This window comes from Bacillus sp. AK031 (assembly GCF_053903065.1).
Window position 1 is genome coordinate 3,997,482 of sequence record NZ_CP096424.1, and the last position, 16,027, is coordinate 4,013,508.

The 16,027-nt window shown below is 37.4% G+C and carries 16 protein-coding genes; 5 read left to right on the top strand and 11 right to left on the bottom strand.

From position 1 onward, the window contains the following. Nucleotides 1–104: 104 nt before the first annotated feature. From M1E09_RS20340 to M1E09_RS20355, 4 genes are all read right to left on the bottom strand, one after another. Nucleotides 105–809: a hypothetical protein gene (locus tag M1E09_RS20340; RefSeq protein WP_456272637.1), complete on the bottom strand. Its 705-nt coding sequence runs from the start codon at nt 807–809 to the stop codon at nt 105–107. A gap of 765 nt (nt 810–1,574) precedes the next feature. Beyond that, nucleotides 1,575–2,462 (bottom strand): bacteriophage abortive infection AbiH family protein, encoded by an 888-nt coding sequence (locus tag M1E09_RS20345; RefSeq protein WP_456272638.1) that lies wholly within the window; start codon nt 2,460–2,462, stop codon nt 1,575–1,577. Nucleotides 2,463–2,667: 205 nt separating this feature from the next. After that, entirely contained in the window at nt 2,668–3,273 is a 606-nt protein-coding gene (locus M1E09_RS20350) for a hypothetical protein (RefSeq protein WP_456272639.1), read from the bottom strand. A gap of 98 nt (nt 3,274–3,371) precedes the next feature. After that, a complete protein-coding gene (locus tag M1E09_RS20355; protein WP_456272640.1) occupies nt 3,372–3,590 on the bottom strand; it encodes a YolD-like family protein in 219 nt (72 codons plus the stop codon). A gap of 511 nt (nt 3,591–4,101) precedes the next feature. Between M1E09_RS20355 and M1E09_RS20360 the strand changes: the two genes are divergently transcribed. Further along, nucleotides 4,102–5,748: a hypothetical protein gene (locus tag M1E09_RS20360; RefSeq protein WP_456272641.1), complete on the top strand. Its 1,647-nt coding sequence runs from the start codon at nt 4,102–4,104 to the stop codon at nt 5,746–5,748. A 160-nt stretch (nt 5,749–5,908) separates the two neighbouring features. On the opposite strand, the gene M1E09_RS20365 is transcribed toward M1E09_RS20360, so the two are convergent. From M1E09_RS20365 to M1E09_RS20385, 5 genes are all read right to left on the bottom strand, one after another. Further along, nucleotides 5,909–6,394 carry a phage terminase small subunit P27 family gene (locus M1E09_RS20365; RefSeq protein WP_456272642.1) on the bottom strand — a complete coding sequence of 162 codons (486 nt, stop codon included), beginning with the start codon at nt 6,392–6,394 and terminating at the stop codon, nt 5,909–5,911. A gap of 89 nt (nt 6,395–6,483) precedes the next feature. Further along, nucleotides 6,484–6,873 carry an HNH endonuclease gene (locus tag M1E09_RS20370; RefSeq protein WP_456272643.1) on the bottom strand — a complete coding sequence of 130 codons (390 nt, stop codon included), beginning with the start codon at nt 6,871–6,873 and terminating at the stop codon, nt 6,484–6,486. Between the two features lie 71 nt (nt 6,874–6,944). Beyond that, nucleotides 6,945–7,721 (bottom strand): hypothetical protein, encoded by a 777-nt coding sequence (locus M1E09_RS20375; RefSeq protein WP_456272644.1) that lies wholly within the window; start codon nt 7,719–7,721, stop codon nt 6,945–6,947. Nucleotides 7,722–8,030: 309 nt separating this feature from the next. Next, nucleotides 8,031–9,620, bottom strand: a complete 1,590-nt coding sequence (locus tag M1E09_RS20380) for a DUF3987 domain-containing protein (RefSeq protein ID WP_456272645.1) — start codon at nt 9,618–9,620, stop codon at nt 8,031–8,033. A gap of 57 nt (nt 9,621–9,677) precedes the next feature. Next, nucleotides 9,678–9,968, bottom strand: a complete 291-nt coding sequence (locus tag M1E09_RS20385; protein ID WP_456272646.1) for a helix-turn-helix domain-containing protein — start codon at nt 9,966–9,968, stop codon at nt 9,678–9,680. Nucleotides 9,969–10,132: 164 nt separating this feature from the next. Between M1E09_RS20385 and M1E09_RS20390 the strand changes: the two genes are divergently transcribed. Both M1E09_RS20390 and M1E09_RS20395 read left to right on the top strand, forming a co-directional pair. After that, on the top strand, nt 10,133–10,549 hold the full coding sequence (locus tag M1E09_RS20390) for a helix-turn-helix domain-containing protein (protein ID WP_456272647.1): 417 nt from the start codon (nt 10,133–10,135) through the stop codon (nt 10,547–10,549). A 126-nt stretch (nt 10,550–10,675) separates the two neighbouring features. Then, nucleotides 10,676–11,839, top strand: a complete 1,164-nt coding sequence (locus M1E09_RS20395; RefSeq protein WP_456272648.1) for a site-specific integrase — start codon at nt 10,676–10,678, stop codon at nt 11,837–11,839. A gap of 114 nt (nt 11,840–11,953) precedes the next feature. On the opposite strand, the gene groL is transcribed toward M1E09_RS20395, so the two are convergent. Continuing rightward, nucleotides 11,954–13,591, bottom strand: coding sequence for a chaperonin GroEL (groL, locus tag M1E09_RS20400; protein WP_456272649.1), 1,638 nt, complete (start codon nt 13,589–13,591; stop codon nt 11,954–11,956). Nucleotides 13,592–13,643: 52 nt separating this feature from the next. After that, complete coding sequence (groES, locus tag M1E09_RS20405; protein WP_409252644.1) at nt 13,644–13,931, bottom strand: co-chaperone GroES; 288 nt, start codon at nt 13,929–13,931, stop codon at nt 13,644–13,646. Between the two features lie 455 nt (nt 13,932–14,386). Here groES and M1E09_RS20410 point away from each other — a divergent pair, with 455 nt between their 5' ends. Continuing rightward, nucleotides 14,387–15,130, top strand: a complete 744-nt coding sequence (locus M1E09_RS20410) for a CPBP family intramembrane glutamic endopeptidase (RefSeq protein WP_456272650.1) — start codon at nt 14,387–14,389, stop codon at nt 15,128–15,130. Beyond that, complete coding sequence (locus tag M1E09_RS20415) at nt 15,127–15,333, top strand: YdiK family protein (protein ID WP_456272651.1); 207 nt, start codon at nt 15,127–15,129, stop codon at nt 15,331–15,333. The genes M1E09_RS20410 and M1E09_RS20415 overlap by 4 nt, the downstream gene beginning before the upstream one ends. Nucleotides 15,334–16,027: the final 694 nt, after the last annotated feature.

A 16,027-nucleotide genomic window follows, 5' to 3' on the forward strand; every position in this document is an offset into this window, starting at 1 on the left:
ACTTTTCCTTTTACATGAGGTAGTTTTTTTATAAAAGTCTGTATATTTTCTTGACTTTTTAATGAATGCATTAGCTAATCGCAATGTAACATTAAAGTGGGGCCTTATTCTTCAACGATGTTCCTATCTTTATTATTAACCAAAGAATCTACATATTCCTTATACTCTTCCCAGTCCATAACCTTTGTACTGATGCCGAGTCTTTGATATATGAGCTTCGCGCGATCCTTAAACTTTTTATCCATCGTAACAATAATATCCGTCCCTGCCGCATAAATCATGTGCTCGATATCATGCGCACTGCTTTTTATTGCACGTTTCTTGTCTGTCTTGAATCCTAGATTATCCAACGCTCGAACAAGTGCATATATCGCTTGGTGGGCGAACGTATAGTGTTTAACGCGCCCTTTCTTGTCGAGAAGCTCTTCCCTTTTAAAATCCTCACATACCCCGACAACCGTCGGATGGTTAAATACCTCATCAAAGGTTAATCTACTAAGGTAGACTTCATCTGTACGTTCGGGATGAAATATTTTGCGGTCATGGGCGGTGATAACGCGGTAAGCTTCGAGGTCCGGTGCAACATCACTTTTTAATACCCTGCGCATACCATAATTCGGATCTTCGTGGGCAAGGCTTAATTTGTTGCCTTCAAAATTGGAAATGAAGAGGGAGCTGGTAATACGTCGGATCGTAGACATTACATTCTGTTCCTCTTCTACATTGTTCATCCGTTTGATTTCCTCGAGATGAGAAGGGCTATAGACATATTGGATGTCTGCATAGCTAGGGACCAGCCTTCTCCTCATTTCCTCCTTTTTATGGAACTTGTCCATAACATTATGATCTAAATAAACAAGTAGTTTATTATTCTGAATGTATGGTCTCCTACAGTAATCTTCAGGATTTACCTGAATTAAAGGTAAGTGTCGAAGGACTTGATCTTGGGCTCTTGCCTTTCTAATATACTGTTCCATCTCTATTACCCATTGCTGATCCTTCCCCTCAAACAAAAAACCATACACTATCTGTCTGTTCTCCCTAAATGTCAAGCATCCGTTACACATAAGACAAGGAGGTTTAATTATTCCCGCTTCTAGCTGCTCCTCGAGTTGTATGCACATCTTTTTAAAAGTGGTATAACCCTCAGATTTCCCTTGTTTTATTTCTTCTAACGTATAAGAAAAAGCTTGAGCCATCACACCATAATAAGAGCATCTGTCCATATTCATCCCTCTTCAGTATCAATTTTGGTTTTCTCTAAATATCATCATTTACTAATGCCTCGCCGCATTTTTGAATGCTCCTAATTCTACGAGTCAGATCACATATAGTTTTAAATTTAAAAAAACCCTTCCAAGTAGGAGAAGGTTTTTTTATTATCCGATTTTTCAACAAACCTGCTCCTTTGCTTTAATAAGAAATGCCGCCAAAAAAGGCAGCTGGATCTTCAACTCTTGTATCGCTTAGTTTAAGTGAAGACCTTCACATTTTTTCACCATTTAAAAATAGCTTACTTTTCTTACTAACGCTACAAAACAAGCATATGCATTCTAGAAATTCATTATATGTAGTTACAAATCAGAGAGTCTAAAGAAAGAAACTTTGTTATCAGAGATTGAGCATTTTTCTAAAGTCCTTCTATGACTTGCTATCTCACCTGCTGTATAGTAACTCACATACCAGCGTGTATTTTTATGACACAGATTTGTATTTATCTGTTGAATATATGGTAAATCAACATCCGACAAGCTATGCCCCATAATAATAATATCATTATATTTATCAGGTGAGTTAAAAAAAGACTGATTCTTTGCAATCACAGAAGCTGTTGACTTGTGTGTAGTTGCATAATACTGACTAATCAAATCATACGCTTCGTCAGTCCTAACATCACCATAAACCAAATCCAAATCACTTGGTGGCTTTCCTACAGCATGACCAAGAATGATTTCAGAACCTTCATAAATAACTCTATTGTGTATATGAAGAACCTTCTCATCATCAATTCCATACAAGCTTTGTAATGTTGGTGTATAGTTGAAATTTAAGTAACGAGAATCCTTAATCTCGGCAAAACATTTAGCAATCCCTTCACTCATTTTAGTTGGCATATCAATACTGCATATCCATTTAACAAATTGCGATATTAACTCATAGCTCATATACGAAGTATCTTGTTCGATAAAATACTGAAATTCATGATGATACATGTCACTCCAATTGTCATCTGCATATGAGACTAAACTGTCAGAGTAGTAATCATACATTAGTTGAACATCGATATTTGCCAGATTTGCTTCAAAATCCGACCATAAATCCTCTTGGAACATATTGAACATCTCCATCGTTCTTAATATTTCTGTCCCAGTTTCCAAGAGATAATTCCTAAAATTCCAGTAACTTGTTTTCATTCCATGGTGAAGATCAAAACCATTTCCAATAATAAAAAGTCTTTTCATAATATACCTACTTTTCACATGTTAGTTCTTAAAATAATAGCTATCACAGTTCAACGGCGCATAATCCCCACATTATGATGTATCTCCACTGTAAAAATTTCATGAGAACCTAAGTCGGAGTGTACCCTACTTGCATTGGTTGCTACTTCTATTGACTACATGTTTTACTGCTCATTTCAATATAAATACATACTGATTTTTAACTTCACTTAAGGTTTAACATTAGGTTTTTAAAAGTAGAATGCTCATTCCATTGTAAAACCTTAAAAACAACAGTTTCCCCTTGATTTTTTGTTAAGTCAAAGGTAATAGATAGGTCTTTCTCCAATAATTCAAAACACTTTTTTATCTGCTCACTTGGTTTTCCATCTTCATAATGCAATGATTGGTTCCTAGCTATGCGTATAACTTTACTTATTGCCTGGGTCCCAATTAACTGAGAAGATGGCCAAAGCGAGGGATCCCCATAAGCATATGACAGTCCTTGTTTCGCTACTTGTAGAATCGATCCAGATAATTGATTGACACTTTCTTTTTGGATATCTAATTTTTCCTTAATAGCTTTAGCTTCTAGGCTGTCACTGTACCCCTTTGCTTTCATCCCATGGAAATGGTCGATATAACCATAAGGTAAGTTATCATCTGGATCCCAATCTCCTAGAGAAAGGTGCTGTTCGGCAACAAATACCTTACTAATTGCCTCATTTAACTGTTGATTGGTTTTTGTAATTTCTAATTTATAGTGTTCTATACTGTCGTAATAACTCCGTACTGCGAAATCAACACTTTCTAAGTAATCAATCATTTTCATAACCATTTCCCCTTAGCTTAAATAGTTATAATTACCATTTAGTTTTGATTATATCATTTATCCAATTATCCTTCTTACACTACTAAAAGGTCCTATATTTAAATAAAAGCATGCCAACCCAAATAAGGCTGACTCAATGCATAATGACTGCTTAATTCAAAACTTTGACTCCGCACAACACTATCGAATATCACCTGTTCAAATTCGCCAGGCTTCACCTTAATCTGCAGCTCATGGGTCATCGGATCGACGTAATGAACCAGACCAGTAATGTCGTTAGAAAATCCATCATCCCATACGGTTAGCTTTACCCCCATAATTGTATTCAGTTGCGTTTCCTATATGTAGATCGAACTCTTCTATCTGAAGTTCGTTTAATATTGGCTTAGCCATTCGAGCTTGATCCTTGAACTTTTCGCTAGTAATTTTGAATGCTAGAGGTATAAAAGAAGCCGAGCCGTAAAGAGGTCTATTGATGAGAATGAAAAAAATGTTGATCAATTTTATACATTGTGAAGAATAAAAGCAATATCGTTAAAAGCATTGCTTTGTTATTCTCCCCCCCCAAGATATCCACCCAGGAAGCACAATTGCACACAGGCCTCCTACAACTTTCCATCTGGAGAATTGATTTTCAATTGCTATAACCAGGGCTTCAAAACCTCAAAAATTAATTTTAAAAAGGGGCAAAGGCATATAATTTGTATAAAACAAGAAGATTTTTATTTAAATAGTGGCTTAATTGAAGGATAATTAAAGAGATTAGGATCACCTCCCCGTTGTCCAACTGAATGCGGGGATCTCAACTATACTAACGGGAGACTATTTATGCTAAAAAACAGAAGTTTAATCAAACGTTCTAAGGTATTTTTAACGTACAGCGATTTTACAGGACGGCCACCTTTGGATAATCAAGAGATTGCGAACAGAATACAAAATATAGATGTAAACAATGCCCTTCTTATTGCGACACAATTATTGTACAATCGAAATTTTGAAGTAGAACAAGAACTCAAGAAAATATTAGCGGCAATTTTCATTAATCATAAGAATGGTGCTTTAAAAATCGAAGAGTTGCAGAACAGCGTCTTATTTGCTGACCAGCCTGTATTTAATCTTTACAAATGGTTGTTAGCATACGGTCAAGAAGTAAGTGGGATTACAGAGGTTTTACAGGATGATTTGTTTAATCTCACTGAACTTTTATTAGTTACTAATGATAAACTACATGATGAGAGTACTTTCGATCCAGCAATATTTATCGTTCAAAACCTTGTCTTTAATAATCAAAGAAATTTTGGACTCGATTTACAAAGAGCCTTTTTCATTTATACAGATTTAGCAAAACAGTCAAGTTTTTTTAAGCCAAACGAATTTGTGGACTTTAATAAGGATTTTAACAATAAGTATGGTTATACCATAGAGGTATTTCTTGCTACTATTTTCAGCTTAGCCACTATTCCGCAACAAGGTGAAGTGCACTTCAATCGTGCCCGGCTATACAACTATGAAAACTTCTTCCGAGATAGCCATTTAAACGTTGTAGGGCCCAAAATTTCACGTGAACTATCAAATACTGTGCAAGGTTTAAAAACTTGGGCACAAAGTAGCCTCCAAGAAACATGGAATTATTCCGAATTATTAAAGTATCCTCTTATTGAACTAAAAAAGGATCATTTTATGACTTTTGGATTAAAGGCACTTCAAAATATGATATTTTTGGGGTTATTCCATCGAATAAGAGATTGTTATCCTCAGTCTGATACAAGATTTCTCACTTTTTTTGGCAGACCTTTCGAAAAGTATATCGAGTTAATCACCGACCAAGCTTTAAAAGAACATGCTGGACGGAAGAGAAAATTGCCATATCACTTAATAGAAGAATTTGATTATGGAGTTAAAAGCCCAAAGTTATCATCAGATGTATATATAAGGCTGGGTGAAAACCTTATTATCGTGGAAGTTAAAGGTGCTAGATTGACTGCCGGAACTTCCTTTACGGGGGATAAAGATGCTATAGAAAGAGATTTAAAAAAGATTTTTATCGCTCCCATTAAACAGGCAAATACAACGTTTAAAGAGATTTTAAACTCAGCACATGCTGAGAAGTTTTGTGGAGTAAAAAATGTATATATTATTGCAGTAGCTGTCGATAATTTTCCTAAGGAAGCTAGTTTTTATAATCAGGTAAGAGAAGATTTAAATAAGAGCCTTTCTTCAGAGGTAAAGGGTTACTTTAACTTTAGTGTTGAAGAATATGAACACTTTTGTTATCTTCTTACAAAGCGGAAGCCTATATTTAGGGTACTAGATAATTATTTTCAATCTAATGACTTATTACCATTTTATAACTTTCTAGAACAAAGTTCCATTCCTATTAGGCGAACCGCTTGGCTCGAAGAGCAGCTTCAAAACAGCTTCGTAAAAATAAAAAATCTTAGCTTTCCCAAAACTAAGAATCCAAATGAATTATGATTTCACAAATAACACGCTCTTCAAATAAGAAGAGCGTTGTTTCATTTTGAATAATTAAAACATTTTTATGTAGTCCCACCGTTAACGAAAAAAAGTAGAATCAAATTAGGCAAAGAGTAAAGGGCTGGGCATTTCGCCCAGCTCTTAGCAGTGATTTCGTTCATGCTCTTCCTAATATTTTTAGAAGTGGATCTGACTCTTTTTCAATTTCTTTATTTAGCATTAAAGCTAATTTACTTCTAGCACCTGGAGATAGACCTAATTCTCCAGCGAATTTATTAAAAATCTCACTGTACTTTTGATATATCAATATTGCTTTATTTTGATCTTTATTTACCGCTCCGCTGTTATTTGTATACTCCACTATCAGGCCTTCCTTTTTTATGATCTCCCGGCATTTCTTTATGTTAGCAATAGCATCTGCCACAATGGAAACGGTATGAATATCGGTATTATTTAAAAAGTTAGCTGGCATTGATTCAATGATTTCCAGATATACCATCTTTCCTATGCTACATAAATCAGCGGGTGGCGTTCGAGAGATTTGATTCTTGCCCTTTAGGGCTTCCTCTGCCAATACCCTTTTGGACCGTTCCTCTTTTGTCATTGCCCCCGTTCTTAATGATACTGGCTTAACTTTGCTCATTTAGTAAACACCCCTTTAAGGTTTCTGTAAAATAAAATTTAAAGCAGATATGGGCGCGTGGTATTCGAAAAGCATAATCAATGCCGAGTTCAGAGGGGGGGATGATTTTTTTCAATTACTCCCCTTAATTGCTCCCTAGGTATCTGTTCACTATCGGCCATCTTATGATGATATGCACATAAGCTTATAAGATTAGTATCCTCCAAGCGTTTATCCCAATTCTCTTTCAGTGGTTCAATATGATGTACTTCAATATTATTAAAGTTATATTTAGTCTGAGTGTTGTACTGTTCCAGTAAACATACCTGGCATAAGTTTTTATCCCGAGCTCTTATCCATTTGCTTTTCTTCATCCAGACAGTAGACCATCTAAACTTATTAATCTCATTCGTTTCTTTCTGCCTCTTTGGCCTGCTACTACATTTTTGATTCCTTTGGTGAATACCTCCACAATAACTACAAGCCTTTAACATCAGCATTCAGTCCCCATCAATTTAATGTTAATTCGGAAGCCATAAACCGTCAGCATGTAATCTATTTTCTCTTTTATCTAACTATCGATCATGCAACCACATCCACCCATATCAAACAGGTCAAGTTGATCTCTTTTACCTTCTTCATATGTCCTTCTTAATTCTTCAAGTGATAATGGGTAAGTCACATCACCTACCGTTTTTTTGAGGATTGTAACTTCATTGTTTAAGAATACCTGCATTTCTTTTTCGTATTCTTCCATCCACTTAAAACGTTCTGGAAAGTGTTCCAATAAGTGAATGAAATGACCTTGTCCCCCTCTAACGCACATTCCTGAACAATTGTTGTGAGAAAAACCTAATTTGTACAGCCGTGGAACTTTGATACCTCGTTTTTTTAACTCAGCTAACATATCCGCTTTATAGACGAAAGGTTTTTCAGTCATTGGGAACTTCACAACATATGGCATCCAGTTCCTCACTGGTGACTTGGTACGGTGCATTTCTGTAAAATCAATGCCAAGATATAGAATGCACTCATCGGGCTTAAAATTAGATTCTATCCACTCTTTAGCTGTATCTTGTTTTAGGAGATGACTACACTTAGCTAATTTAGAATTGCCTAAAAACCTAGTATCTTTGAAAACCTGCCAAGGCGTTCTACCATCTGATATACGGGTTATTTCTATACCAAAATCCTTTTCGGTTTCATCAAGGAACCGGTATAAGTCCTCATCCTCAATTAAGGTATCAGTGAATAACAGGACCACATTTTCCTGACCATGCTGTTCAATTACTCGATTTGCAGTCATCCAGCTCCCTATGCCTCCAGAATAGAACACAATATGCTTCATTTTAATCACTTTCCTTATTTTTGGATTTATTGTCTATTGAGAATTATTTATCCTAGTAAGGTATATTCCATTCTGCTAGACAGATGTAGATTGTTGCTTAGGCATACAACATATTAATTTTTCCTATTCGACAGGTAGACAGGCCGACAGCAACCATTCAACCACTGACACAAGTGGATTGTACTTGTCTACCTTAAAAGTCGACATCTTAATAGATGTGCACAGAAACCAAACATGTTGTCGACCAAATAGGTAGACAGGTAAAATTCAGTAATTTCAATACTTCATGGCGTGCCGTCGACCTGTCGACTACATAAAGAAAATAAATTTATATTGTGTTTGTCCTTTTCTTTCCTTCATGGTAATTTTTCCTAAGCCTTCTTCCATTAATTTAGTCGCTACTTCAAAAACGGCATCGGATGTTGTTAGCCCTTTGCCAAAAATATTGGAACGTTGAATTTCTCGGAATGTAAGTTCATAACCAAAATCTGATTTTTCACCCTTTTTCTTTACTAGTTCAATTAGTTTGATGCAATTTTTATTTAAAACAGTTTCTCCTGTACGGTTATATACTTTTTTCATATGGCTTTTAAAATACTCGATTAGCATATGGGCTTTGTAGACGGTTTCCATAGCTACATAAATTTCGCTCTTGGTCTCTAAACAGGAATACTCTAAAACATGCAGAAGAAGTGAAAACCGGGCTAAATAGCCCTCCAGTTTTCCATATGGTGCTATTAATTCCTGTGGAAAATCCGGTGCTTTCGTTTCTGCTCTTAACCCATTTATAACAGTCTTGAAAAACTCATATGCTTCTGATGAAAGAAGCAGTGTTCTTTTTTCCTTTGGCCTACTCCAATAAATTTTATGAATTGCTTCTTCATAGGCTTTTTTTATCGCTTCAGAAATATCATCGTCTGTCCAATCAGTTATTTCTGTTTCTGGATAGGAAAATAAGAACCTGGTACTCAGTCCATCGTCCATTCCATCTTTTACAATGTTTTCTACTGTTTTGGGTTGGGTACCGCCACACACCACGACAAATGGTTCCTCTATTACCTGAGGTTCCTCTTGGGATTTTAAATCAATTGAAATAGGTTGTTTATTGTAAAGTTCAATCCATGTTTGACGATCATTACCTGCCCTATATTGATTCATTTCTGTAAACAATGATTTCAATTCATCGTTATATTTAATGATGCCTGTGGGATTATGCTCCAATATTTTATATAAACCTTCCAAGGTACTTTTATTAACAATAAGCCTTTTAAGGGAAGGTTTGTTAGGTTCTTCAGGCATTTCTTCAATGGTGGATTTGCCTTTTTTAACGTTTACTTTCCATTGATCCAATTCAATATTACATTTCTCAAAGTCTTGCTTATACTGTTGCTTCAATGATTGGTATTCCCTACGCAAGTCTCTTTCCAATATGCTTAAAGGGTTAAGAGCCTTACTTAAAGCAGCTGTTTTTCTAACGCTTGGGTCTCCAATGATACACGCCCATAATTGACATCCTTCGTTATCCCAAGAATTTTTGATTTTAATGACAGTCAAATTTCCAATGACAGTACTAATGGCAGATAAGACACCCACTCCCAAAAAGTCTTCGGGCGCTGGCAATGCTTTAGCCTGGGCTATAATAAAGTCCTGAATTGCCTGAGGAAAAATTTCAGTAGGAAATTTCATTACTCCCTTTAAGCCGTATTGTTCTTCCTTCATAGTCTGTTCTTTTATATCTTCCATTTCATCTAGAGGTGTAGGAGTAGACTTTCCTCCTTTTCCTGCCATATAAACTTCCAATGGTACAAAACCTTCATAACACGCTTCGTAACCTTTATTAGATACTACTGGTTGAGAGGTGGGCATTTGCATTGCCTCACCTTTTTCTTTATCAATCAATTTTCATACTCCTTTTATTTTCATTTCATAAGCCCACATAAATTTCTTTAAAGCTCTTTAATCGCATTCAATTTTCCCACCATTCTTTTTAAGAGTTATTGACCACCGTTTGATATACTCTTCTACTTCTTTTCGGTTAAATAAATATTTCTTTCCTATTCTTAAAGTAGGAAATTCCGGATTGGAAATGAACAATTTTTCTACAGTCGGTCTACTTAGGGAAAGCATTTTACAAAGTTCTTTTGTATCGATCAACAACATTTGATGTTCCATTGCCTTGACACTTTTTCGAACTTCCTCTAAGTAAATAGTTTTTACTGTGTCTTGATCCACCGAAATATTTAACATTTGCAAACCTCCTAATCATTTCAATTTTTATTTACTTTTTGCGAACATGGTAAAAATATACACTTTTTGTTTTACTTTTGCAAATTATTATAAAAATATTTTACTTTTGCGATCATTTGAGTTAGAATTATTCAGAAAATGAAAACAGAAAGAGGTATATTAACATGACTGAATTTGGAGAAAATCTAAGGAGATTAAGGAAGGAAAAAGGTTTTACTATTAGAAAATTAAGTGAGTTGTCGGGAATTGCAAATTCCTACATTTCGCAGGTAGAAACAGGTAAACGAGGAATTCCCAAAATAGACACTCTTGAAAAGATTGCTAACGGTTTAAGTATTACTTCTCTTGAATTACTACAACTGGCTGGGTACATCTCCGTTGAAAAAGTGGGATATAAAGAGGAAATAGAAGAATTTATTAAAAACAAAGCTGAAATTCGTTCGTTAAATGAAACGATAGTACCTGACCTTGATCATCTATTGAGTTCTAACAATCAAGAGGTATTTTTCAAGAGCAGACTTTTAAGTAGAAAAGAAAAAACAACGATAAAAAAGCTAATAAAAATCTACTTAGAGGATTAAAAGGAGGTGATTTTAATTGGCTACTATCTTTAAAAGGTACAGAGTCGGAAAATAAGCGGTTGTGACCAGCAAATAAGCACGGACTGTTATTAGTTACTTACTCGGTAAATAAGGAGAATTAACACCATGGCACAAATTATACAACGTGGAAAGACCTGGACATATAGAGTCTATATGGGAGTAGATCCACTAACTAAAAAACGGATAACTGAATCAAAAGGCGGCTTTAAAACACAACGCGAAGCAAAAGCAGCCGCAAGACTAATAGAAACCCAAAAAGAAAACGGGACATATTTAAAAGAATCTGAAATGTCTTTTGAGCAATTCACTCGGGATTGGCTAAAAACCTATGGCCGATCTGGCGTTAAGGTGAGTAGTGTTAGAGCAAGGGAAAAGGAAATGAAACACTTTATTAGTGTATGGGGGCCTTACCCTATTAGTAAAATTTCAAAAAAGATGTACCAGGACCGAATTATCGTTCTATCAGAGCAATATAGCCAAAACTACATGGATGGAATTCACGCATGTGGGCGTATGATTTTTAGACAAGCTGTAGAGCTAGGACTAATGAAAGTTAATCCTACCGAAAATTTCAGATTACCTAAAAAGCAACAAACAGTAGAAGAACTAGAAAATGCAGATGAGAATATTATCTTTCTCGAGAAAGAAGAACTTGCTCATTTTCTTAAGTTAGCGTATTCGGAAGGTCTTGAAATGGACCAACTTATCTTTACTACACTTTCCTATACCGGCTTAAGGATAGGTGAATTATTAGCCTTAAAATGGACCGATTTTAATGAAAAACAAGGGACACTACGGATAACTAAAACCTTATATAACCCCAGTAACAATTATGAAAAGTATGAGTTGTTAACACCTAAGACTAAAGGGTCGGTCCGCACAATCCGTATTAATGATAAGCTAATCAACATGCTGAAAAAACACAAAATAAAACAAAATGAGATTAAATTGAAATATCGCAGCGTTTATAAGGATAACCAATTTATCTTTGCTAGGGAAGATGGGCACCCACAATTGAGAAAAGTGGTGGACACCAGACTTAAACGACTGCTCAAAAAAGCAGGAATTAAAAGAAATATCACCCCTCACTCCTTCAGACACACGCACACTTCTTTATTGCTTGAAGCTGGAGTAGGTATTAAAGAAATACAACAAAGGTTGGGACATACGGACATTAATACTACAATGAATATCTATGCCCATATGACCGCTAACATGGAAGAAAAGGCCTCCCAAAAGTTCGATAAACTAATGGAAGACCTTCTCTAATTTTAGATTTTATTATCATGGAATTATTGTGTTTATTTGATGCACACAAATCAACACACAAGGATTTATCATTCTATCCTAAAACGTTGATATAATAAGGTTTTTAACCCCTAATTACATCATGCCGCCCATTCCACCCATTCCGCCCATGCCGCCCATGTCAGGCATGCCGCCGCCGTTTTCTTCAGGAATGTCAGCAACTACTGCTTCAGTAGTTAAGAACATTGCTGCAACGGAAGCTGCATTTTGCAGTGCAGAACGAGTTACTTTAGTTGGATCCACGATACCGGAGTCGATCATGTTGACCCACTCGCCAGTAGCCGCGTTGTACCCTACGCCAACGTCTTCTTTCTTCAGGCGCTCAACGATGATGGATCCTTCAAGACCTGCGTTGTGAGCGATTTGACGGATTGGCTCTTCAAGCGCGCGAAGCACGATGTTGATACCTGTTTTCACGTCACCTTCAGCTTCAATAGAAGATACTTTGTTGTATACGTTCACAAGGGCAGTACCACCACCTGAAACGATACCTTCTTCTACTGCTGCACGAGTTGAGTTCAATGCATCTTCGATACGAAGTTTGCGCTCTTTCAATTCTGTTTCAGTAGCTGCACCAACTTTCACTACTGCTACACCGCCAGCTAACTTAGCAAGGCGCTCTTGTAATTTTTCACGGTCGAATTCAGAAGTTGTTTCTTCCATTTGAGAACGGATTTGGTTTACGCGGGCAGAGATTTGATCCGGCTCGCCTGCACCTTCAACAACTGTTGTGTTTTCTTTTGTAACAACGATTTTCGCTGCGCGTCCAAGCTGAGTGATGTTCGCAGATTTAAGATCCAAACCAAGATCTTCTGTGATTACTTCACCGCCTGTAAGGATGGCAAGGTCTTCAAGCATAGCTTTACGACGGTCACCGAATCCAGGAGCTTTTACAGCTACTGCATTGAATGTTCCGCGAAGTTTGTTCACTACTAATGTAGCAAGTGCTTCACCTTCAACATCTTCAGCAACGATCAATAGAGGCTTGCCTTGTTGTACGACTTGCTCAAGTACCGGAAGGACTTCCTGGATGTTTCCGATTTTCTTGTCAGTGATCAAGACATACGGATTTTCAAGAACCGCTTCCATTTTGTCAGAGTCTGTCACCATGTAAGGAGATGCATATCCACGGTCGAACTGCATACCTTCCACAACGTCAAGCTCAGTAGAGAATCCTTTAGATTCTTCGATAGTGATGACGCCGTCGTTCCCAACGCGCTCCATCGCTTCAGCAATCAATTGTCCAACTTCTTCGTCAGCAGCAGAAATCGCCGCAACTTGTGCGATGGACTCTTTGCTTTCGATTGGTTTAGAGATTGATTTAAGCTCTTCGATTGCAGATTGAACCGCTTTTTCGATCCCTTTGCGGATACCTACAGGGTTCGCACCAGCTGTAACGTTTTTAAGACCTTCACGGATCATCGCTTGCGCAAGAACCGTTGCAGTTGTAGTACCGTCACCGGCGATTTCGTTTGTTTTGCTTGCTACTTCAGCAACAAGTTTTGCACCCATGTTTTCGAATGCATCTTCAAGTTCGATTTCTTTCGCGATTGTCACACCATCATTTGTGATCAGCGGAGAACCGTATTTTTTCTCAAGTACCACGTTGCGTCCTTTTGGTCCAAGAGTTACTTTTACTGCGTTTGCCAATTGATCCACACCACGAAGCATGGAACGGCGAGCTTCTTCACTAAATTTAATATCTTTAGCCATTATAAAAGACCTCCTCTTATTAATTGAATCAATCTATTTAAGAATTAAGTAATTATTCGCCTACTACAGCCAGAATGTCACTGTCACGAAGGATCAGGTATTCTGTGCCTTGGTATTTCACTTCAGTACCAGCATATTTAGAGAAGATGATTTTATCGCCTACAGCCACTTCAAGAGCTGCACGCTCACCATTATCAAGAACCCGGCCTGTACCTACAGCAACAACTTTACCCTCTTGCGGTTTCTCCTTAGCTGAATCCGGTAGTACGATACCGCTTGCTGTTTTTTCTTCTGACTCTACTAGCTCAATAACGACGCGATCACCTAGTGGTTTTAACAAGTGAAACAACCTCCTCATAAAAATTATGTAAATATTATTTATTAGCACTCGTTAGAGGTGAGTGCTAACACAACTATTATAATAAATAATTCGATTTCATTTTGCAAGAGTCCTGCTTAAAATTTTTTTCGTCATTTTTCCTCAAAAAACACACCCTCTTATATTATGAGGGACATGGTGGCCTTATACCTTTTTTAAAAATTCCGCTTGGAAAATCTCCAACGGCCCAAGGGATCTGCTCCCCGGATTCAGATACCATTAACCATGACGCTCACACAAAAGCATCCTTTCATACCGGTAAACTAAAAATAATGGTTCTTATTAGACGTGCTGTGCCGTATAAAGAAGTAAAAACCTCTTTCTTTGCGCAACGGGCACTTTATTAGTAGAATTGTAAAGAAAAGCGGAAGCTAGTAAGGTTGGGCTTACAGATTTTATATAAGGAGACATCACCTTTGAAAAAACATTTTGGATATATTCTTATTGCTTATATCGTTATGCAGCTTTCAGGATACATTGGGGCGCCGCTTCTGTATTATGCGGGTGTGAATTGGTTCGGCCAGACCCCAAAGCATATGGAAGCAGTCATCCCCGGCTATTGGCTGGTGATTTCATTCTCGATAGCCTTGATTGTCGTTTGGGCCATTCTGCGCAAATCGGAAAGCTCGACACGGCTTGAAAGGTCAGAACCTCTTTCACTCGGTTTTTCGATTGCCTGGGCCATTGCCGGTATATTCATGGCGTTCTTGGCACAGTCTATAGCCATCAATATCGAAAACCTGCTTGGAATCGAAATGGGTTCTGACAATACGAAAACGATTGTCAACATCATAGATACTGTACCGCTGGCGATGATTGTCGCGGCTGTTATCGGACCTATCTTGGAAGAAATCGTATTCAGGAAGATCATCTTCGGGGTTCTATATGAACGTTTTTCATTTATCCTGTCGGCATTGATCAGTTCCGTCATTTTTGCCTTTGCTCATTTTGAACCGGAGCATGTACTGCTGTATTCAGCAATGGGCTTCGTGTTTGCTTTCCTTTATGTAAAAACAAAGCGGATTATCGTACCGATCATCGCCCACGTATCGATGAACTCGCTTGTCGTTCTGATGCAGTCGATCTTCAGGGACGAAATTGAAAAGATGATTGAAGAAGCGGAAAAAATTCAAGGATTTATAGGAGGATTATTTTTATGAGGAGATCACCTTTGTTCAGCGGCATTCTTTACATCCTCCTCGGGGTTTTATTTACGTACTTTGCAATTCGAAATGTAAATGACCATGGTTGGGGATTTTTCTCATACTTAATGGTGCTGCTCGCCACTCTTGATTTCGGATCAGGAATCAGGATGGTTGCCCTGCACTTCAAGATCAAGAAACATTTGAATGATAAGAAGTAAAAGAAGTCTTTGATGGGCTTCTTTTTTTTGTACTGATATATTGGTTGGTTGATACCGTTGATTTTTTCCAAAACGTAAAATCACAACCCCATACTCTCCCTATGGCACCGCCAATTTCATCAAATCCTAATTTCACAACCCCATACGCTCCCTATAGCACCGCCAATTTCATCAATCCCTAATTTCACCACCCCATACGCTCCCTATGGCACCGCCAATTTCATCAATCCCTAATTCCACCACCCCATACGCTCTCTATAGCACCGCCAATTTCATCAAATCCTAATTTCACAACCCCATACGCTCCCTATAGCAACGCCAATTTCATCAATCCCTAATTCCACAACCCCATACGCTCTCTATAGCAACGCCAATTTCATCAAATCTTAATTTCACAACCCCATACGCTCTCTATAGCAACGCCAATTTCATCAAATCCTAATTTCACAACCCCATACGCTCCCTATAGCACCGCCAATTTCATCAATCCCTAATTTCACCACCCCATACGCTCTCTATAGCAACGCCAATTTCATCAAATCCTAATTTCACCACCCCATACGCTCCCTATAGCAACGCCAATTTCATCAAATCTTAATTTCACAACCCCATACGCTCCCTATAGCAACGCCAATTTCATCAAATCCTAATTTCACAACCCCATACGCTCCCTATGCCACCGCCAATTTCATCA

Coding starts and splice junctions, on each gene's coding strand:
- M1E09_RS20395 (WP_456272648.1), top strand. CDS start 10,676: ATGGCACAAATTATACAACGTGGAAAGACCTGGACATATAGAGTCTAT.
- M1E09_RS20385 (WP_456272646.1), bottom strand. CDS start 9,968: ATGTTAAATATTTCGGTGGATCAAGACACAGTAAAAACTATTTACTTA.
- M1E09_RS20415 (WP_456272651.1), top strand. CDS start 15,127: ATGAGGAGATCACCTTTGTTCAGCGGCATTCTTTACATCCTCCTCGGG.
- M1E09_RS20370 (WP_456272643.1), bottom strand. CDS start 6,873: ATGCTGATGTTAAAGGCTTGTAGTTATTGTGGAGGTATTCACCAAAGG.
- M1E09_RS20345 (WP_456272638.1), bottom strand. CDS start 2,462: ATGAAAAGACTTTTTATTATTGGAAATGGTTTTGATCTTCACCATGGA.
- M1E09_RS20355 (WP_456272640.1), bottom strand. CDS start 3,590: ATGGGGGTAAAGCTAACCGTATGGGATGATGGATTTTCTAACGACATT.
- groL (WP_456272649.1), bottom strand. CDS start 13,591: ATGGCTAAAGATATTAAATTTAGTGAAGAAGCTCGCCGTTCCATGCTT.
- M1E09_RS20375 (WP_456272644.1), bottom strand. CDS start 7,721: ATGAAGCATATTGTGTTCTATTCTGGAGGCATAGGGAGCTGGATGACT.
- M1E09_RS20360 (WP_456272641.1), top strand. CDS start 4,102: ATGCTAAAAAACAGAAGTTTAATCAAACGTTCTAAGGTATTTTTAACG.
- M1E09_RS20340 (WP_456272637.1), bottom strand. CDS start 809: ATGAGGAGAAGGCTGGTCCCTAGCTATGCAGACATCCAATATGTCTAT.
- M1E09_RS20365 (WP_456272642.1), bottom strand. CDS start 6,394: ATGAGCAAAGTTAAGCCAGTATCATTAAGAACGGGGGCAATGACAAAA.
- M1E09_RS20350 (WP_456272639.1), bottom strand. CDS start 3,273: ATGAAAATGATTGATTACTTAGAAAGTGTTGATTTCGCAGTACGGAGT.
- M1E09_RS20390 (WP_456272647.1), top strand. CDS start 10,133: ATGACTGAATTTGGAGAAAATCTAAGGAGATTAAGGAAGGAAAAAGGT.